General features: G+C 71.7%; 18 protein-coding genes and 2 tRNA genes. 16 read left to right on the top strand and 4 right to left on the bottom strand.

Annotated elements, in window-relative coordinates:
* Positions 1 to 80: 80 nt before the first annotated feature.
* The 5 genes from proB (at position 81) to ACIQGV_RS04020 (ending at position 5,359) form a co-directional block, all read left to right on the top strand.
* The gene (proB, locus tag ACIQGV_RS04040; protein WP_402490113.1) at positions 81 to 1,208 is read left to right on the top strand and encodes a glutamate 5-kinase; all 1,128 of its coding nucleotides are present in this window, start codon (positions 81 to 83) and stop codon (positions 1,206 to 1,208) included.
* 203 nt (positions 1,209 to 1,411) lie between these two features.
* Positions 1,412 to 1,852: a hypothetical protein gene (locus ACIQGV_RS04035; protein ID WP_402491027.1), complete on the top strand. Its 441-nt coding sequence runs from the start codon at positions 1,412 to 1,414 to the stop codon at positions 1,850 to 1,852.
* Between the two features lie 357 nt (positions 1,853 to 2,209).
* Positions 2,210 to 3,496 carry a glutamate-5-semialdehyde dehydrogenase gene (locus tag ACIQGV_RS04030; protein WP_402490111.1) on the top strand — a complete coding sequence of 429 codons (1,287 nt, stop codon included), beginning with the start codon at positions 2,210 to 2,212 and terminating at the stop codon, positions 3,494 to 3,496.
* Between the two features lie 69 nt (positions 3,497 to 3,565).
* Entirely contained in the window at positions 3,566 to 4,141 is a 576-nt protein-coding gene (locus ACIQGV_RS04025) for a hypothetical protein (RefSeq protein WP_402490108.1), read from the top strand.
* Positions 4,142 to 4,285: 144 nt separating this feature from the next.
* Positions 4,286 to 5,359, top strand: coding sequence for a hypothetical protein (locus ACIQGV_RS04020; RefSeq protein WP_402490105.1), 1,074 nt, complete (start codon positions 4,286 to 4,288; stop codon positions 5,357 to 5,359).
* A 50-nt stretch (positions 5,360 to 5,409) separates the two neighbouring features.
* Here the strand turns inward: ACIQGV_RS04020 and ACIQGV_RS04015 are convergent, their stop codons facing one another.
* Positions 5,410 to 6,585 (bottom strand): M48 family metallopeptidase, encoded by a 1,176-nt coding sequence (locus ACIQGV_RS04015; RefSeq protein WP_402490102.1) that lies wholly within the window; start codon positions 6,583 to 6,585, stop codon positions 5,410 to 5,412.
* Positions 6,586 to 6,732: 147 nt separating this feature from the next.
* Between ACIQGV_RS04015 and ACIQGV_RS04010 the strand changes: the two genes are divergently transcribed.
* The 7 genes from ACIQGV_RS04010 to ACIQGV_RS03980 all read left to right on the top strand — a co-directional run bounded on the left by ACIQGV_RS04010 (position 6,733) and on the right by ACIQGV_RS03980 (position 11,223).
* Positions 6,733 to 6,894, top strand: coding sequence for a hypothetical protein (locus ACIQGV_RS04010; RefSeq protein WP_402490099.1), 162 nt, complete (start codon positions 6,733 to 6,735; stop codon positions 6,892 to 6,894).
* 164 nt (positions 6,895 to 7,058) lie between these two features.
* Positions 7,059 to 7,223: a hypothetical protein gene (locus tag ACIQGV_RS04005; RefSeq protein WP_202919654.1), complete on the top strand. Its 165-nt coding sequence runs from the start codon at positions 7,059 to 7,061 to the stop codon at positions 7,221 to 7,223.
* Between the two features lie 79 nt (positions 7,224 to 7,302).
* A complete protein-coding gene (nadD, locus tag ACIQGV_RS04000; protein ID WP_402490095.1) occupies positions 7,303 to 8,007 on the top strand; it encodes a nicotinate-nucleotide adenylyltransferase in 705 nt (234 codons plus the stop codon).
* A 16-nt stretch (positions 8,008 to 8,023) separates the two neighbouring features.
* Complete coding sequence (locus tag ACIQGV_RS03995; protein WP_402490092.1) at positions 8,024 to 9,799, top strand: LytR C-terminal domain-containing protein; 1,776 nt, start codon at positions 8,024 to 8,026, stop codon at positions 9,797 to 9,799.
* 129 nt (positions 9,800 to 9,928) lie between these two features.
* Complete coding sequence (gene rsfS, locus ACIQGV_RS03990) at positions 9,929 to 10,375, top strand: ribosome silencing factor (RefSeq protein ID WP_402490089.1); 447 nt, start codon at positions 9,929 to 9,931, stop codon at positions 10,373 to 10,375.
* A complete protein-coding gene (locus ACIQGV_RS03985) occupies positions 10,372 to 11,043 on the top strand; it encodes a histidine phosphatase family protein (protein ID WP_402490086.1) in 672 nt (223 codons plus the stop codon). Before rsfS ends, ACIQGV_RS03985 begins: the two co-directional genes overlap by 4 nt.
* 107 nt (positions 11,044 to 11,150) lie before the next feature.
* A tRNA-Ala gene (locus ACIQGV_RS03980) sits at positions 11,151 to 11,223 on the top strand.
* 73 nt (positions 11,224 to 11,296) lie between these two features.
* On the opposite strand, the gene ACIQGV_RS03975 is transcribed toward ACIQGV_RS03980, so the two are convergent.
* A complete protein-coding gene (locus ACIQGV_RS03975) occupies positions 11,297 to 12,169 on the bottom strand; it encodes a helix-turn-helix transcriptional regulator (protein WP_402490083.1) in 873 nt (290 codons plus the stop codon).
* 318 nt (positions 12,170 to 12,487) lie between these two features.
* On the opposite strand from ACIQGV_RS03975, the gene ACIQGV_RS03970 reads away from it, so the two are divergent.
* The 4 genes from ACIQGV_RS03970 (at position 12,488) to ACIQGV_RS03955 (ending at position 14,567) form a co-directional block, all read left to right on the top strand.
* The gene (locus ACIQGV_RS03970; protein WP_402490080.1) at positions 12,488 to 13,840 is read left to right on the top strand and encodes an MFS transporter; all 1,353 of its coding nucleotides are present in this window, start codon (positions 12,488 to 12,490) and stop codon (positions 13,838 to 13,840) included.
* 69 nt (positions 13,841 to 13,909) lie between these two features.
* Positions 13,910 to 14,086 (top strand): hypothetical protein, encoded by a 177-nt coding sequence (locus tag ACIQGV_RS03965; protein WP_402490077.1) that lies wholly within the window; start codon positions 13,910 to 13,912, stop codon positions 14,084 to 14,086.
* Positions 14,087 to 14,089: 3 nt separating this feature from the next.
* Positions 14,090 to 14,323 carry a hypothetical protein gene (locus tag ACIQGV_RS03960; protein WP_003976229.1) on the top strand — a complete coding sequence of 78 codons (234 nt, stop codon included), beginning with the start codon at positions 14,090 to 14,092 and terminating at the stop codon, positions 14,321 to 14,323.
* A gap of 171 nt (positions 14,324 to 14,494) precedes the next feature.
* Positions 14,495 to 14,567 (top strand) — tRNA-Ala (locus ACIQGV_RS03955).
* Positions 14,568 to 14,660: 93 nt separating this feature from the next.
* On the opposite strand, the gene ACIQGV_RS03950 is transcribed toward ACIQGV_RS03955, so the two are convergent.
* The gene (locus ACIQGV_RS03950) at positions 14,661 to 16,274 is read right to left on the bottom strand and encodes an NADH-ubiquinone oxidoreductase-F iron-sulfur binding region domain-containing protein (protein WP_402490074.1); all 1,614 of its coding nucleotides are present in this window, start codon (positions 16,272 to 16,274) and stop codon (positions 14,661 to 14,663) included.
* The gene (locus ACIQGV_RS03945) at positions 16,271 to 17,551 is read right to left on the bottom strand and encodes a cytochrome b/b6 domain-containing protein (protein ID WP_402490072.1); all 1,281 of its coding nucleotides are present in this window, start codon (positions 17,549 to 17,551) and stop codon (positions 16,271 to 16,273) included. The genes ACIQGV_RS03950 and ACIQGV_RS03945 overlap by 4 nt, the downstream gene beginning before the upstream one ends.
* Positions 17,552 to 17,916: the final 365 nt, after the last annotated feature.

The following is a 17,916-nucleotide window of genomic DNA, read 5'->3' as shown; positions in this document are numbered from 1 at the left end:
GAGAGCCGTCGGGAGTCATCGACAGGTCATCGGCAGCTCGTCGAGAGGCATCGAGAGCCATGCGAGGGGACGGACAGCGAGTGTCAGGGGCAAGGCAGGCCGTGAGTGAGGCCCACAGGATCGTCGTCAAGGTGGGCTCCTCGTCGCTGACCACCGCCTCCGGCGGACTCGACGCCGACCGCGTCGACGCGCTCGTGGACGTCCTCGCCAAGAGCCGCAGCGGGGGAGAGAGGGAGATCGTCCTGGTCTCCTCCGGCGCCATCGCCGCCGGGCTCGCCCCGCTGGGACTGCGCCGCCGCCCCAAGGACCTCGCCCGGCAGCAGGCCGCCGCGAGCGTCGGCCAGGGCCTGCTGGTCGCCCGCTACACCGCCTCCTGCGCCCGCTACGGCATCCGCGTCGGCCAGGTGCTGCTCACCTCAGACGACATGAGCCGCCGCGCCCACCACCGCAACGCCTCCCGGACCCTCGACAAGCTTCTCGCGATGGGCGCGCTGCCCATCGTCAACGAGAACGACACCGTGGCCACCGACGAGATCCGCTTCGGCGACAACGACCGGCTCGCCGCCCTGGTGGCACACCTGGTGCGGGCCGATCTGCTGGTGCTGCTGTCCGACGTCGACGGCGTCTACGACGGCGACCCCAGCAGGCCCGGCACCTCACGGATCGCCGAGGTGCGCGGCCCCGCCGACCTGGCGCACGTCGAGATCGGCAGCGCCGGCAAGGCCGGAGTCGGCACCGGCGGCATGGTCACCAAGATCGAGGCGGCCTCCATCGCCGCCGCGGCCGGCATCCCCGTCGTCCTGACCAGCGCCGTCCACGCCGCCGACGCCCTCACCGGCAAGGACACCGGCACCTACTTCCACCCCACGGGCAAGCGTTCCGCCGACCGGCTGCTGTGGCTCCAGCACGCCTCCGCCCCGCAGGGCGCGCTCACCCTCGACGACGGGGCCGTACGGGCCGTGGTGGAGCGCCGCAAGTCGCTGCTGCCCGCCGGTATCGCCGGGGTCGAGGGCGACTTCAGCGCCGGGGACCCCGTCGAGCTGCGCGACGGCACCGGACACCCGGTCGCCCGCGGACTCGTCAACTTCGACGCCAGGGAGATCCCCCGCCTGATCGGGCGGTCCACGCACGAGCTGGCGGCCGAGCTGGGACCCGCGTACGAACGCGAGGTCGTACACAGGGACGACCTCGTCATCCTGCACCCGTAAAGGCCCGAAACGTCCGCCCCCGGCGGGGGACGTTCCGTAAAACCGCCCCACAGAGGCTTGCGGCCTGCTCAACTTTGTCACAGGGACGTGTCCTGGGAGCAGATTCGCGCCCGGACGCGGCATGGGCCTGCCGGGGCCCGCTCGGTCCCCGCCGGGCGGCGTCCGGGCACGGGACTGCGGAGAAGGAGGCCGTCGTGAGACGAGTGCGCCCTGGGGCGGCGGCGACCCGCGCGGCCGGCGAGGAGCGTGCCCTGACGAGTGTGGCGGCCGGCGAGCGGTACGAGGCGGAGGAGCCGGTGGATCTGCCCCGGCTGTGGCACATCACCCTCAGCGTCTCCGGCGAGGCGGCCCCGCTGCACGAGGTGCGCCGGGCGCTGGAACAGCTCGCGCACGACCACCCGTTCCTGCTGACCAGCCGGTACGCCGACGACCACGCCGAGATCCGGTACTGGGAGGAGGCCCGCGATCTGCACGACGCCGCGGCCGTCGCCCTGCGCCTGTGGGGCGAGCACCGGCAGACCGCCGGGCTGCCGCCGTGGGAGATCGTCGGCCTGGAGGTCATCGACCGCGACACGTACCACCAGCGGGTCTCGGAAGGGTACGGACCCCCGCCGGCCACGCCGGTGGGAGTGCATCCCTACTGAGCGTGCGGGCGGTGCCGGCCGGGCGTGCCGCGCGGGCGATGCCGGGAGCCGGGAGCCGGAGGCTGGATGTCGATGCCGGTGGCCGCCGGCGGTCGGACGGCTGGTGCGCCGGGTGCCGGGTGCCGGGGCCGGACGGCCGGGGCGCCGGGGTGTCGGGGCGCCGGGGTGTCGGGCCGCCGGGGTCGGGCGGCCGGGACACCGGGTGCCGGGTGGCCGGGTGTCGGCCGTCCGCGGCCGGTGGCGCGGTTCCTCGCGCCCCCGCGGGGCATGCGGGGGCGGCCCGCGGAGGCGTGGACGGCGTGTCTCGTGCTGTGGACGAGCCGTGGAACGGCGTCGTCGGCGCACTACCCTTTCTGCATGACCACGCTCTCCCCGTACGACTCCATGTCCCCGGTCACCCAGGCCGCCTACCGGGCCAAGGGCGCCGCCGCCACGCTCGCGCCGCTGCCGCGGGCCGAGAAGGACGACGCGCTGCTCGCCGTCGCGGACGCGCTGGAGGTCCGCACGAGCGAGATCGTCGAGGCCAACGCCCTGGACCTCGCCAAGGCCCGTGAGAGCGGCATGAGCGAGGGCATGATCGACCGGCTCACGCTCACCCCGGAGCGGGTGCGCGCCATCGCCGCCGACGTGCGGCACGTCGCCGGCCTGCCCGACCCGGTCGGCGAGATCGTCCGCGGCTCCACCCTGCCCAACGGCATCGACCTGCGCCAGGTCCGCGTCCCGCTGGGCGTCGTCGGGATCATCTACGAGGGCCGCCCGAACGTCACCGTCGACGCCGCCGCCCTCTGCCTGAAGTCCGGCAACGCCGTCCTGCTGCGCGGCTCCTCCTCCGCCTACCAGTCGAACACCGCCCTCGTGAGGGTGCTGCGCGACGCCGTCGGCGGGGCCGGCCTGCCCGCCGACGCCGTCCAGCTCGTGCCCGGCGAGAGCCGTGACAGCGTGCGTGAGCTGATGCGCGCCCGCGGTCTGGTCGACGTGCTGATCCCGCGCGGCGGCGCCTCCCTGATCAACACCGTCGTCCAGGAGTCCGTCGTCCCGGTCATCGAGACCGGCACCGGCAACTGCCACGTCTACGTCGACGCCCAGGCCGACCTCGACATGGCCGTCGACATCCTGATCAACTCCAAGGCCCAGCGCGTCGGCGTCTGCAACGCCGCCGAGACCCTGCTGGTCCACCAGGACATCGCCGCCGAGTTCCTGCCCCGTGCCCTGGACGCCCTCGCCGACGCCGGGGTGACCGTGCACGCCGACGAACGGGTGATGGCCCACGCCAAGGACTCCCGCGCCACCGTGGTCGAGGCCACGCCGGAGGACTGGGAGACCGAGTACCTGTCCTACGACATCGCCGCCGCGGTGGTCGACTCTCTGGACAGGGCCGTCGAGCACATCCGGCTGTGGACCTCCGGCCACACCGAGGCCATCGTCACCACCTCCCAGCAGGCCGCCCGCCGGTTCACCCAGCTGGTCGACTCCACCACGGTCGCCGTCAACGCCTCCACCCGCTTCACCGACGGAGGCCAGTTCGGCTTCGGTGCCGAGATCGGCATCTCCACCCAGAAGCTGCACGCCCGCGGCCCGATGGGCCTCCCCGAGCTGACCAGCACGAAGTACATCGTCACCGGCGACGGGCACGTACGCCGCTGAGGCGTCTCACACAGCGGATAATTTCCGTACCGTCTGCCCAAATTGACCCCCCAGGTCTACTCTGGATCCGTGCCGGAGGACGTGGGGGGCACGCCGTTTCCGGACGGCCGGGAGCCCGACGACGACCACGACCGCGGAGTGTCGGACGAAGAGTTCGACTCCGTGGTCTTCGACGAGGCGTTCGTACGCGCGGCCCAGGTGCATGAGCCGACCGCCGTCGAACGTCTCCTGGCCGCCGCGCAGGCCAGAGCCGAGGCCGCCGAGGCCGAAGCCCGCCGCGCCCACGCCGGAGGCGAGCACTACGACGACGGCTACGGCCCCGGCGGTCGCGCCGGATTCAGCCATGATCCGGACCTCGACGATCTGGACGACCCGGACATCCTCGACAGCCGCTACGGCCTCGTCGGCCCTTACGGCAGAGCCGCCCGCTGGCACCGTCCCGTCGCCTGGGTGCTCGCCCTCGTGATGGGTGTCGGCATGGTCGCACTGGCGTTCGCAGCGGTGTACCGGGGGGCCTCCTCCAGCCGCCAGGACCAGGTCCCCGCGCCCGCATCCACCGGATTGGAGCAGGGCGGCACAGCCACTCCGTCGGCCTCCGCCGACTTCTCCCGGCCGGCCGTCTCGGCGTTCCCCCGAACCCCCTGATCCAGGCCGCCGTGCCCGGCCGCGGACGGGCCCCGCACCCCCTCCGGCCGACCGCCACGGCCTCGGCCGAACGGGTGAGAAGCTGTCAGAACTTGTCGTGCACCAGGGCGTTTACCGGGCCTTCCGGAGACCTACCCTGAAGGTATGGGAGGGCCTGGAGACCCGCCGGAGGGGACACCCGACGGTGCCCCTGGCGGTGCGGACGACGAGTACCGATCCGTCGTGTTCGACGAGTCGTTCGTCCGGGCTGCCCGCCTCCAGGAATTCTCCGCGCAGGAGCGCATGGCCGACCACGCGCCCGCCGTCCGCAGCCGTCCGCCGCTGCACCGCGGCCTGTCCCGGCAGGCACTCCTCCTGGTCCTGCTGATCGCCCTGGCCTTCGGCACCGCGATCTACATGGGCGTACGCCACCCCTATCAGTCGTCCCGCACCGCCTCGCCGCCCGCCGAACCCCTGCGGATGACCGTCGTCCCCCTCGCCCCTTCCGGCAAGGTGCCCGGCGCCGCCGACCCGGCCGACCTGTTCGCCCGCAGTCCCGCCGCCCCCTACCGTGTCGGGGCCGAGGGCATCCCGCTGCCCGCCTCCCGGCGCACCGCCCACTTCTCCGACGGACAGGTCGTCTCCGCCCTGACGACCGCCAAGGACTACATCGTCCGCTCCTCTCTCTATCCCGACGTCCTCACCGGGCAGCAGGTCCGACCCGTGCGGGTGCTGCTCGCGCCCGATCAACTGCCCCAGTTCGACGAGAGCTTCGCGCACCCCGCCGCCGACGGCCTCCACACCCCCACCGGGTGGCTGGTCCGCTTCGACCCCTCCGCCACCCAGCTCGCCGACCAGGGGATCCGGGTGCGAGGCACCCTCCACGCCGCGGAGGTGGACTCGTCCACGCTGGAGGTCACCGCCGACCACACCTTCGTGTACGCCCTGCGGCCGGTCGGAGCCGGGAACGGCACCGAGGCATCGCTGTTCACCGTGCGGCGTGAGCTGCGCTTCCGCTTCGACCGCGACGACCTGCGCCTCCACCAGGCCCACCTGGTGCTCTCCTCCGTCCAGGCCGGACCGCTCTCCTGCGCCGAGGACTCCACCAACCATCTGCGCCCCCTCCTCGCCGGCCGGACGGCCAAGGAGGGCGGCCCCGCCGGCACCAACCCGTACGCCAACGACGCGGTCACCGCGCTGTGCGGCACGCTGGCGCAGGAGGCCCAGCCGAAGGTGTGAGGCCCGGGCCGGCAAAAGCGGCCCAGGAGCCCGTGCACCGGCCCGTGGGCTCAGCTCCCGTCGTGCGGGGGCCGGTCCTTCGGCGGGGTGTCCGAGGAGCCGCCGGGGCCCGACGGACCGGAGTCGTCGGAGGAGGAGGCCGAACCCCCTGAGCCGCCGGAGGAGCCGTCCGAGGAGCTCCCCGGGGTGCCGAAGCCGCCGAAGCCGCGGCGCACCCTGCTGCCCAGGTCCCCGGCGCCACCGGCGATGTCGGCGACCAGCTTCATCAGCGGGTCCTTGGAGCCCTTCACATGCCCCGCGTAGCTGGCGGCCGACTCACGGAAGGAGTCCGTGACCGAGGTGTCCTTGTCCTCGCTGCGCCGCGGGTAGTGCCCGTCCATGATCCGCTGGTAGTCCCGGCTGGCCGCCCACTTCTTCAGCTCGGCGGCGCGCACGGTCGGGAACGGGTGGGAGCGCGGCAGCATGTTGAGGATCTTCAGCACCGAGTCGCGCAGGTCGCCCCCGGCCTCGTACTCGTCGGCCTGCTCCAGGAACGCGTCCACGTTCATCTCGTGCAGATGATTGCCGCCGGCCAGCTTCATCAGCCCGCGCATCGACGCCTGGAGGTCCTGGCCCACCAGCAGACCGGCCCGGTCGGCGGACAGCTCCGACTTGCGGAACCACTCGCGCAGCGCCGTCACGATCGCCATGATCGCCACATTGCCCAGCGGGATCCACGCCACCCGCAGCGCCAGGTTCGTCAGGAACAGCAGGATCGTCCGGTAGACCGAGTGCCCGGACAGCGCGTGGCCGACCTCATGGCCGATCACCGCCCGCATCTCCTCCTCGTCGAGCAGCTCGACCAGGCCGGTGGTGACCACGATGATCGGCTCGTCCAGGCCGATGCACATCGCGTTGGGCTGCGGGTCCTGATTGACGTACATCGGCGGGACCTTCTCCAGGTCCAGGATGTAACAGGCGTCCCGCAGCATGTCGTTGAGATGCGTGAACTGCCGGTCCGACACCCTCACGGAGTCGGACAGGAACAGCAGCCTCAGGCTCCTCTCGGGCAGCAGCCCGCTGAGTGCCTTGAAGACGGTGTCGAAGCCGCTCAGCTTGCGCAGCGCCACCAGCGCGGAGCGGTCCGCAGGATGTTCGTACGCACGCGAGGAGATCCCCGGAAAGCGCCTGCGCTGCCTGCTCGGCACGCGCTCGTGTCCGTTGTGCTTCCGGCTGTCGTCGGACATGTCGTCCCCCATGTACGTATGAGTGTCTGTCCCTGCCGGGGAGCGCCGCGCCCTTCATGGGTGCCGCACCCTCCGTGCCCCCGAAGCAGGGCCCAGCCTAGGCCGGGTTACCGTGGTCGGGCAGTACAGCGAACGGAGCCCAGCGCCATGGAGCACAGTCCCGCAGCCGCCTGGTCCGCCCAGGCCGTCGTTGCCGCGGAGCAGCAAGGAGCGGGAAATCTGCTCCGGGTCGTACTGGTCGTGATGGTCGTGGGCTCTGCGCTGACCGCCTGGTTCCTGCTGCGGGGCTACAGACAGAAGGACGACTGACGGCGCCTCGAAGTTCCTCCCCGCGCACCCGGCGACCCCCACCTTCCCCCTAGGGGTTCCCCCGCACGTCCCCAACGGCGGAGTCGGCGTGAGCCGCGCGGAGCCGCCCGCTTACGATGGGCCGACATCTTTATCCCGCCCACACCGGATAGGTCCTGCCGAAGATGAGCTTCCACAGCGCTGCCGCCCAGCTGGTCACCCTCGCCGCCGAGGGCGAGGAGCACGGTGGCAACCACGACAGCCTCAACCCCCTGGTCACCGGAGGCGGCGCGTTCATCATCCTGCTGCTCCTTCTGTGGATCACCACCCGCTTCAACCGCGACCGCTGAACCCGGCCCGAGCCCGCACAGCAGCCGGCAGGGAACCGCCGGCCGACGCCCACAGGCCGGGCCGGTAGGGTCTGCACGCATGGGAGAGCAGGACATGCCTACCGGTCCGGCGCACGAAGCGGCCGACGCCCCGGACACCCGGCACCACCCGGAGCACGGACACACGGACGTCCCCGGGCAGGACCCGGCCCGCACCGGCAAGCGCCGGCTCGGTGTCATGGGCGGAACCTTCGACCCGATCCACCACGGGCACCTCGTGGCGGCCAGCGAGGTCGCCGCGCAGTTCCACCTCGACGAGGTGGTGTTCGTGCCCACCGGGCAGCCCTGGCAGAAGACCCACCGCGCGGTCTCCCCGGCCGAGGACCGCTATCTGATGACGGTCATCGCGACGGCAGAGAACCCGCAGTTCTCCGTCAGCCGTATCGACATCGACCGCGGCGGCCCCACCTACACCGTGGACACCCTCCGCGACCTGCGCGCGCTCAACCCGGACACGGACCTGTTCTTCATCACCGGCGCCGACGCCCTCGGTCAGATCCTCACCTGGCGCGACACGGAGGAGCTGTTCTCCCTGTCGCACTTCATCGGCGTCACCCGGCCGGGCCACCATCTCGCGGACCCCGGCCTCCCGGAGGGCGGCGTCTCCTTCGTCGAGGTGCCCGCCCTCGCCATCTCCTCCACGGACTGCCGTGCGAGAGTCGCGAAGGGCGACCCGGTCTGGTACCTGGTGCCGGACGGGGTCGTGCGCTACATCGCCAAACGAGAGCTGTACCGCGGCGAGTGAGCCGAGAGGGGCACCGGTGAACGACCGATACGACGCTGGCCACGGGGGCGACCAGTACGAGCTCGTCGGGTACGACGAGTACGGCCAACCTGTGTACCAGCAGGTCGCCCAGTCGCCGCAGGGTCCCGGGCAGACCTACGACCCCTACGCACAGCAGGGCTACGGTTACGACCCGTACGCGACGGGCGTCCAGCAGCCCGTGCCGCCGTACGACGCCTACGACACGGGCCGGCAGGCGCCGGTCCCGTCCTACGACCCGTACGACCCCTACGGCACGGCCGCGGGCCAGGCGCCCGACAGCACCTACGACCCGTACGGCCGGACCGCGGCCGAGGCCCGTCAGCCCCGGGGCGCGGAGCAGACCCCCTACATCCCGCAGCAGGCGGCCCCCGTCCAGGAGCCGGCCGCCCCCGCGCAGCCGGGCCACGGCGCCGACGGCGGAGACCGGTGGGACCAGGGCGCCGGCGCCTGGGCGGCCGAGGGCGCCGATCAGAGCGACGGCGACGACCGCGCCTACCACACCGAGCAGTTCGCCTTCGTCGAGGAGCCCGACGGCGACTCCGAGGACGTCATCGACTGGCTGGCGTTCACCGAGAACCGCACCGAGCGCCGGGAGGAGGCCAAGCGCCGCGCCCGCAGCCGCGTCATAGCCCTCGTCGTGGCGCTCGCGCTCGTCGCGGTCGGCGGGGTCGGCTACCTCTGGTACGCCGGGAAACTGCCCGGCGTGTCCTCCTCGGACGGCGGCAGCGGCGGCGGTACCACCACGGCGGCGCAGAAGCGGGACGTGATCGTCGTCCACCTGCACAACACCAAGAAGGGCGGCACCTCCACGGCGCTGCTCGTCGACAACACCACCACCCAGCAGGGCACCACCGTCCTGCTGCCCAACTCCCTCTCCGTGACCTCGGACGACGGCGCCGCGACGACGCTCGCCAAGTCGGTCGACGACGACGGCTCCTCCGGCACCCGCGAGGCCCTGGACACCGTCCTCGGCACGCAGATCCAGGGCACCTGGCGGCTGGACACGCCCTACCTGCAGAACCTCGTCGACCTGGTCGGCAACATCGAGGTCGACACCGACACCGACGTGCCCGACCCGGCCGCCAAGTCCAAGGGCCAGGCCCCCCTCGTCAACAAGGGCTCGGGCCAGACCCTCAGCGGCAAGATGGCGGTCGCCTACGCCACCCACCGTGCCTCCGGAGAGGCCGAGAACGCCCAGCTCCAGCGGTTCGGCCAGGTCATGCAGGGGGTGCTGCGCAAGATCTCGTCCGACGCGCAGGCCGCGACCATCACCGTGCAGACCCTGGCGCAGATCCTCGACCCCTCGCTCACCGACAAGGATCTCGGCACCTTCCTCGCCAGGCTCTCCGACCTGGCCAAGGGCGGCGACTACAAGACCGCCATGCTGCCCGTCCAGGACGACGGCACACTGAACGCGCAGGCCAGCGCCGGTGTGGTCAAGGACGTCCTCGGAGGCACCGCGAAGAGCCCCGCAGCCGACGCCGCCGTCCGGGTCTCCGTCCAGAACGCCACCGGGGAGAAGGACCGCACCGAGAACGCCCGTGTGGTCCTGCTGAACGGTGGATTCACCTTCCTGGCGGGCGGCACGGCCTCCGCCACCGAGAGCGAGTCCCAGGTCCTGTACTCCGACGCCGCGGACAAGGAGAACGCCACGGAGGTCGCCAAGACGCTCGGCCTGCCGGCGGGCTCCGTCGCCAAGGGAGACGTCTCCGCCAACGCGGACGTCACGGTGATCCTCGGCCAGGACTACACCCCGGCGTCGGCGTCCTAGACGGCAGAACCACCTCCCGGCGCCGTCGGACACGGCGCCGGGCGGGAGGGCCGGATTTATTCGCGTGGGGTGCCGTCGGTGGTCCGTGAGACCCTTGATGTCCAGTGACCGCCGACGGAAAGCCATGTAGTGACCGCCACCGACCGTTCCATCGAGCTCATCAACATCGCCGCCCAGGCGGCCGCCGACAAGCTCGCCCACGACGTCATCGCCTATGACGTCAGCGACGTGCTGTCGATCACGGACGCCTTCCTGCTGGCGTCCGCACCCAACGACCGCCAGGTCAAGTCGATCGTCGACGAGATCGAGGAGCGGCTCCTGAAGGAACTCGGCGCCAAGCCGGTGCGCCGTGAGGGCGACCGCGAGTCCCGCTGGATCCTGCTCGACTACGTCGACATCGTCGTGCACGTCCAGCACAGCGAGGAGCGCGTCTTCTACGCCCTGGAGCGGCTGTGGAAGGACTGCCCCGAGATCGAGCTGCCCGCCGACGCCAAGGCCACCCGCGGCAAGGCCGAGGAGCACGCCAAGCTGCAGGCCGCCGAGGACGTGGCCGAGACAGGCGGTGAGTGGCGATGACCGCACCGGGTGCCGGACCCGACCGGACGCCCGGCCGCGGCCGTCGCATCATCCTCTGGCGGCACGGCCAGACCTCCTGGAACGTGGAGCGCCGCTTCCAGGGCACCACGGACGTCGACCTGACCGAGGCCGGTGTGGCCCAGGCCCGCCGCGCCGCCCGGCTGCTGGCCTCCCTGCGCCCCGACGCGATCATCGCCTCCGACCTGAAGCGGGCCGCGGACACGGCCGCCGAGCTCGCTGTGCTCACCGGCCTGGACGTCTCCAAGGACGAGGGCCTGCGCGAGACGTACGCGGGTGTCTGGCAGGGGCTGACGCACGACGAGATCATCACCCGGCACGGCACCGACTACGCCGCCTGGAAGCGCGGTGAGCCGGTCCGCCGTGGCGGCGGCGAACTGGAGACCGAGGTCGCCGACCGCGCCGCCCCCGTCGTGCTGCGGCACGCCGAGAAGCTGCCCGAGGACGGCACGCTCGTCGTCGTCAGCCACGGCGGCACCATCCGGACCACCATCGGCCGTCTCCTCGGCCTGGAGGCCCGCAACTGGGAGAGCCTGGGCGGCCTCTCCAACTGCTGCTGGTCCGTCCTCGGCGAGGGCGCCCGCGGCTGGCGCCTGCTGGAGCACAACGCCGGCACCCTGCCCGAGCCGGTCCTCGGCGACGACGACTGAGCCCGCGCACCACGGCCCGCGACCCCTCCGGAGACCCGGATTTCACTTTCCGGCAGGTCGCAGGCTAAAGTTCTTCTTGTTCGCCCCGCCGAGCGGGAAGAACGCAAGGGGCTATAGCTCAGTTGGTAGAGCGCCTGCATGGCATGCAGGAGGTCAGGAGTTCAATTCTCCTTAGCTCCACAGAACGACACTCTGTCGAGTTGTCAAAGAACAGTGGATGAGATCCCGTCCCCGGTCAGGGGGCGGGATTTTTTCATTGCCCCTCCCGGCACCGCTCCCGCAGCAGCGCCATGCCGCGGACCGTCTCCTCGTCGTCCGGTGTGTAGACGACGATCCGGCACTCCGGTATCCCGTCGATCGACAACGACTGCGACGTCATCCGCAAGGTGCCCGCCAGCGAGTGCCGGAACGTCTTCACACGCTGCCCGGGCTGCCGTACGTCACCGGACTCCCACAGCCGGGTGAAGAGCGGGCTGGCCGCCGACAGCCGGCGTATGAAGTCCTCCCAGGCGGGCTCCCCGGCGTGGGTCCCGTAGGCCGCCCTCAGCGTGGCCACCATGAAGGGCAGCTCCTCCTCCCGGAACAGCACCGGGCAGGTCTCCTCGGGCTCCTGGAACAGCGTCCACAGCGCGTTCGGCCGGTCGGGCCGAGGCCGGTCGGCGAAGAACAGCTGGAGATAGGTGGTGTTGGTGGCCAGGACGTCGTAGCGCGCGTTGTAGACCACCGCGGGGCGCGGGTCGAGGGCGTCGAGGATGCCCTGGATCTCGGGGCCCACGGCCCGTGTCATCGCCTCCGGCGCGGGCGTGTACGGCACTTCGGCCAGGTGGTACAGATGCTCCCGCTCCGGCGCGTCCAGCCGCAGGGTGCGGGCCACCGCGTCCAGGACCTGCGCCGAGGCGTTGATCGGCCGGCCCTGCTCCAGCCAGGTGTACCAGGTCACACCCACCCCCGAGAGCTGGGCGACCTCCTCGCGGCGCAGCCCCGGGGTGCGACGTCGCAGGCCCGGTGGCATCCCCACGTCGGCCGGAGTCACCCGGGCACGCCTGCCGCGCAGAAAGGCCGCGAGCTCGGGCCGGCGGCGCTGTGCGGCCCCCGCCGCCGTGTCCGCCGTCACCGGCCCCGGCATCCCTCCCGAGCGCGCCCTCGCCGGGTGTCCCTTCGTGCCGTTTCCCGCTGTCGCGTTCCCCACCGTCACGTCCCCCATCGTCACGACCCCCGTCGGTACGCGTCCATCGTCGGCCCGCAGCGCCCGGCCTTGCCAGGTGCTGCCAGTACCAGCATCGGCGGGCTCTCGGCACCCGTATCGAAGGGTCGTCAGGCTCCAGGCATGACGACGACTCCGCACACGGGTCCGGCTTCGCCGCCCGCCTCAACTCCTGCGTCCAGTAAAGCGCCCGGCGCTGACAACGGCCCCCGGCCGCTGCTCGCTGTCGTGCTCGTGGCCATGTTCATGGCTCTGCTCGACGTCTTCATCGTGAACGTCGCGGCCCCGACGATCAGTTCCGACCTCGACGCCTCCGGCGCCGAACTGCAGTTGGTGATAGCCGGATACACCGTCACCTATTCCGTGCTGCTCATCACCGGCGCCCGGCTCGGCGACCGGATGGGCCACGGCCGCGTCCACCTCATGGGGCTGGCCCTCTTCACGGCCGCCTCGCTCGCCTGCGGCCTGGCCCAGGGGGCGGGCCAGCTCATCGCCTTCCGGCTGGTGCAGGGCGCCGGGTCGGCGCTGATGATCCCGCAGGTGCTGAGCCTGATCCAGCGGACGTTCACCGGCGAGGCCCGGGTGCGGGCGCTCGGCGCCTACTCGGCCGTCCTCGCGGTCGGCGCGGCATCAGGCCAGATCCTCGGGGGCGTGCTGGTCAGCGCCGACCTGTTCGGCACCGGCTGGCGGCCGGTGTTCCTGGTGAACGTCCCGGTGGGCGTGGCCCTGCTGTTCGCCGGCCGGCGGGTCCTGCCGCGGGGCCAGGCCCCGGCCGAGGAGCGGGTGCGCCCCCTCGACGTGCCCGGCCTGGTGCTGCTGGGCGCGGCCGTGTCGCTGTTCACGGTGCCGCTGGTGCTGGGGCAGGAGACGGACTGGCCGCTGTGGTCCTGGCTGTCGCTCGCCGCCGCCGCGGTGCTCTTCGCGCTGTTCTGCGGCTACGAGGTGCGGCTCGCCCGGCATGGCGGCGCCCCGCTGATCGCGCCGCGGGTGCTGCGGCGTCCGGGCATGGCCCTGGCCGTCGTACGGATCCTGGCGGTGATGGCCGTCAACGCCGGTTTCCTGTTCACCCTCACCCTGCATCTCCAGGGCGGCCTCGGACAGGGCGCGCTGCGGGCGGGGCTCACGTTCGCGCCGACCGCCGTCGTCTTCGGTGCGGTCGGGCTGACCTGGAGCAGGTGGCCCGCCTCCCTCCGGCGGGCGCTCGTCCCGGCGGGGTTCGTGCTCACCACGGCCGCTCTGGCCGGGGCGGGCTGGGCGCTCAAGGGCGGCGGGGACGGGGGAGCGGTGGTGTTCGTGGCGTACGCCGCCGTGGGCGTGGGTCTCGCGCTCGCCTACAGCCCGACCCTGACCCGGGCGCTGTCCACGGTGCGGCCCGAGGACGCCGCGGACGCCAGCGGACTGCTGGCCACCGTCACCCAGCTCGGTCAGCTCGTCGGCGTCGCGGCCTTCGGCACACTGTTCCTGAACCGGCTTGAGTCACTCGGGGCCCCGGGGGCGTATACCTCTGCAGAAGCGCTGTGGGTGTGCATGTGCGCGCTGGCCGGAACCGCTTTTATGGGTGCTGTGGCCGGACTGGTACCACGGCGTCGCTGACCGTATCGGTCCGGCCGTGGCAGAATCAAACGGCCGGAAGGGGGCGCGGCCCGACGGGAGGGAGTGGTGATGCCTGCGAGCATCCTCGAGGAGGTCGACCACCTCCTCGGCGAAGCAGCGTTGACACGGAACACGGCCACCCGGCTCAGCTGCCCTTCCTGCGGTTCCGCGCATGTGGCCCAAGTGCTCGGCGACAACGGCGGGATCTCGTACGTGTGCACGGCCTGCGGCCACAGCTGGAGCTGATCGATGGGTGCACACAGGCGAAAGTGCGACTGGTGCGGGAGCGGTACGCCGATCGTCCGGGACATGGAACCGGTGAATCCCGACTACCAGTACTGGTGCGAGGAATGCGCGCGGGCGCTGATCATAAAAGGCGACCCGATCGAGACCTACCGTGAGCTGGAGGGCGAGCCGATCTACGGCCGGCTTCTGGAGGAGCACTGCACGCTCAAACGGTTCTATTCGTTCGTCACGGCCTGACACCGGGATCTGCCGATCCCGGGTCGGGCCGCTCCGGGCGGATCGGACATCGAGGGATGTAACGCCGCAGGGCGGAAACGATTTGGTGTTCCACCGGGGGGACCGTGTAATGTTCTCTGTGTCGCCGCGAGGGGGCCCGAAAGGGAAAACGAAGCGGACGGCACACCGCAAGGGGCTATAGCTCAGTTGGTAGAGCGCCTGCATGGCATGCAGGAGGTCAGGAGTTCAATTCTCCTTAGCTCCACAGACAAGATCCCGCCGGACCGAAATGGTCCGGCGGGATCTTTCGTTTTCTAGGGACGGGCCGGGGCAGGCCCCGGCCGCTGAGCCCGAGGGCTCAGCGGCCGAGGGCCCGCCGTCCGCGGCCCTGCGACAGGACCGGCAGGTTGTTGCGGGCCGGCTGCTGCGAGCGGGTGTCCTCTTCGAGGCGCAGGGCCAGCGCGGGGCAGCGACGCACCGCGCGTAGAGCCTTGGCCTCGGCGGCTCGGGGCACCGATGCCTGGGCGACGGTGGGGAAGCCGTCGGCGCCCAGCTCGAAGACCTCCGGCAGGATGTCCGCGCACAGGCCGTGGCCGCGGCACAGCGTCCAGTCGACGAAGATCTTCTGACGGCTGGGGCCGGTCTCCTCGGCCTCCGCGCCGCCGGGGATGCCCGTAGGGGCCCTGCCGCCCTCGAAGAGCGGCAGAACGCCTTCCACGGGCCTTCCGCAGCCGTTTCCGAGGACGTGCGCCGCGAGGTCGTCGGTGAACGCCTTGATGGTCGACTCCAGGAACATCGCGGAGCCGTCCGGGTGCGAGCACGCGCCGCGCCGCTTCACGCTCTTGGCGACCTGCTTCACCGCCTCCAGGGCGGCGGGTCCGCCGCCGTTGAGGATCTCCTCCATCCCGCGCGCGGCGGCCGGCAGGCCGAGGTAGCAAGGGCCGCACTGGCCCGCGCTCTCCTCCGCCAGCCACTGCGCCACGCGCAGCGACTCACCCAGCGGGCAGGTCTCCTGGCTGATCGGCAGGATGGCGCCGGCGCCCAGCGAACCGCCCACCGCGTCCAGGGAGTTGCGCGAGACGATCGCCTCGTTCACGGTCGCCGCGTCGATCCACTTGCCGTGGTAGCCGCCGGTCAGCACGCCCTGCGGGACCGGCGGGGCGCCGGCCAGCTGCAGGACGTAGCGCAGCGGCACGCCCGTGGGGACCTCGATCACCATCGGGCGCGCGACCGCGCCGGAGACCGTCAGCATGACGGTGCCCGGCTCGTCGTACAGGCCCGTGTTGCCGTAGCGCTCCGGGCCGATGCGGGCGGCGATGGCCAGCTGGGCGAACGTCTCGGCGTTCGACAGCAGGGTGGGCGCGCCGCCCACGCCGCTCTGCGAGGCGCTGATCTTGCGGCCCGGCGGGACCGCCGGGCCGCCGTCGACGGACCGGATCAGCGAGGCGGCGGCGCCGGTGACCATGCGCACGGGATTGCGCTGCACGCGTGCGCGCAGCGCCGACCTCCGCCCGTTGCTCAGGCCGCGCTCGGCGAGCGCGGCCTCCATCGAGCGCTGGGTGGACTCGCGGGTGACCCCGATGACGAGCGTGCGGGCGCCGAGCGCCTCGGCGCACAGCAGCGCACCGTCCAGGATCAGGTGCGGGGCACGGTTGATCAGCACCGTGTCCTTGCGGCAGGCCGGTTCGTCCTCACTGCCGTTGACGACGACGACCGGACGTACGCCGCGGCGGATCGCCGACTCGGCGACCGACCGCAGCTTCTTGCTGAAGGGGAAACCCGCGCCGCCGCGGCCCTTGAGGTTGATGCGTTCGGCGAGCTGGGCGAGCTGCTCGCCGCCCATGGGCTCGAGCGGCCCGTGCACCTTGAGGTGCATGGGCAGGTCGAGCCTTTCGACAAGGTCGAAGCCAGACGTGAGCTGTGGAAGTCCGACGACGCGGACTTCCGGGACGTCGGGCAGGGCCTCGTTCACTTAAAGCCTCCGGAAGGCGTGTTCCAAGGTTCGCCCGAACCCGGTGCCTCGTAGTCGTAGGAGGCACCGGGGAATGGTTCTGTGGCGGGACCGCTGTTGTACGTGTCATTCGGGTTGTACGTGCCGTAGGAGCCGTTCGACTCATTGGTGTCGTACACGTCACTGGACCCGTAGCCTTCGGTGCCCGGATTGCCATAGGTGGGGATGGTGTATCCCGTGTCCGTGAGCGGGTCGTAGGCCGACGGCGGGGCCTCGCCGACCGGCGGCGGGGACGGGACAGGCCAGGTGCCGGAGGTCGAGGAGACGCCCTCCGTGCGCGGGAGCGACTGGGTGCCCTGGAAGTCCGCGCCCTGGTAGTCGGGGATGTTCATCCGCGCGGTCTCGGCCGCGGCGAACGCCTGTTCCTCCTGCGGCGGTCGCGTGACGGCCCGGTAGGCGGCCGCGAAGCCCTGGGTGCGCTCGGCGGGGGCCTCGTACTGCTCGGGCGCCGTGCGCGGCCGCGGCGGCTTCGCGTCGCGGTTCCCGTAACCCGGCAGCGCGGACTCCGTCGTCCGGCCCCGGCCCGCGGGCGGCTCCTCGCGGCCCGGACCCTCCGTGCCGAGCACCGCGGCGATCCGGTCGGCGATCTTGCGCTTGAACTGGCGCGGCGCGGCACGCAGGGCGAGGGCGACGATCACGCCCGTGAGGGACAGGCCGTAGAGGATGATGAAGATCGGCTTGGCCTCGCGCCCCGCGTAGAGGCCGTGCAGCAGGGCGGCGCACCAGGCCGGGTAGGCCAGCATGTGCATGGCCCGCCAGCGGGCCGCGACCGGGGCGGGGGAGGCGAAGGCGCTCCGCAGGGCACCTGTGATGCCCACGAAGATCATCAGAAGTCCGGCCAGGGAACCCAGGCCGATGAGGCCCGCGCTGCCGGTGACGCCGAGCGAGAAGGGGATCACCGCGGCGACCAGGTCGACGTGGTCGAGGGCGAGCTTGGTGCTGACATGCAGCAGCAGGAAGGCGATCGAGGCGACCGCGGTGCTCCGGTGCACCGCCTGGCCGACGATCCGCTGGCGCGTGTTCAGGAAGATGCGGTCCTGTGCGACGAGTCCCCAGATCACCGAGCAGCTGAGCGACACGAGGGACAGCACGCCGGCGCCGAAATTGAGGAAGTCCCGGACCTGGTCACCTCCGACCAGCACGATCACGGGTATGAGGAATAGGACGGCAGCCGTCGCCGCCCCGTAGGCCGAGCGTCCGGCTTTGGGGAGCGAGGTGGTACTACGTCGAGGGTTCATGGGGGCAACTCCGAGCGGTTCGGGAAAGCGGTCCCGCTGCCGAACTCTAGGTCGCGTCATACCGGCGAGTACCAGGTTTGAGTTATTGCGTTGTTACCAAAGGACAATCGGCTCGTTGTGTTGCCCCCTTAGCGTCCGTTACGCGAAGTAACTTTTGACCTTGGTTCAACTTTCTCCGGTGTGATGTTGGTCCCAGTGAGCGCTTGCGGTGGCGCCTGTGCGTGACGTGGTGTAAGCGGAACGTGTTTCCCTCTCGTCGCGACCGGCTCGGGCGCTGCGGTACCCTGACGCCATGCGTGCCGTACGCCTTCTGCTTAGCGAGCCGCGCTGATCAGTCCCGGCCACGGGTGAAGACAGTGGCCGGA

Origin of the sequence: Streptomyces sp. NPDC093094, assembly GCF_044754345.1 — a bacterium.
Classification (GTDB): Bacteria; Actinomycetota; Actinomycetes; order Streptomycetales; family Streptomycetaceae; genus Streptomyces.
This window is presented reverse-complemented; position numbering and strand designations above follow the sequence as displayed.

Excerpts from the sequence above, each read along its gene's own strand:
- ACIQGV_RS04030 (WP_402490111.1), top strand. The coding sequence starts at position 2,210 with ATGACCACGCTCTCCCCGTACGACTCCATGTCCCCGGTCACCCAGGCC.
- ACIQGV_RS04020 (WP_402490105.1), top strand. The coding sequence starts at position 4,286 with ATGGGAGGGCCTGGAGACCCGCCGGAGGGGACACCCGACGGTGCCCCT.
- ACIQGV_RS04015 (WP_402490102.1), bottom strand. The coding sequence starts at position 6,585 with ATGTCCGACGACAGCCGGAAGCACAACGGACACGAGCGCGTGCCGAGC.
- ACIQGV_RS04010 (WP_402490099.1), top strand. The coding sequence starts at position 6,733 with ATGGAGCACAGTCCCGCAGCCGCCTGGTCCGCCCAGGCCGTCGTTGCC.
- ACIQGV_RS04005 (WP_202919654.1), top strand. The coding sequence starts at position 7,059 with ATGAGCTTCCACAGCGCTGCCGCCCAGCTGGTCACCCTCGCCGCCGAG.
- nadD (WP_402490095.1), top strand. The coding sequence starts at position 7,303 with ATGGGAGAGCAGGACATGCCTACCGGTCCGGCGCACGAAGCGGCCGAC.
- ACIQGV_RS03985 (WP_402490086.1), top strand. The coding sequence starts at position 10,372 with ATGACCGCACCGGGTGCCGGACCCGACCGGACGCCCGGCCGCGGCCGT.
- ACIQGV_RS03975 (WP_402490083.1), bottom strand. The coding sequence starts at position 12,169 with ATGCCGGGGCCGGTGACGGCGGACACGGCGGCGGGGGCCGCACAGCGC.
- ACIQGV_RS03970 (WP_402490080.1), top strand. The coding sequence starts at position 12,488 with ATGTTCATGGCTCTGCTCGACGTCTTCATCGTGAACGTCGCGGCCCCG.
- ACIQGV_RS03965 (WP_402490077.1), top strand. The coding sequence starts at position 13,910 with ATGCCTGCGAGCATCCTCGAGGAGGTCGACCACCTCCTCGGCGAAGCA.
- ACIQGV_RS03960 (WP_003976229.1), top strand. The coding sequence starts at position 14,090 with ATGGGTGCACACAGGCGAAAGTGCGACTGGTGCGGGAGCGGTACGCCG.
- ACIQGV_RS03945 (WP_402490072.1), bottom strand. The coding sequence starts at position 17,551 with ATGAACCCTCGACGTAGTACCACCTCGCTCCCCAAAGCCGGACGCTCG.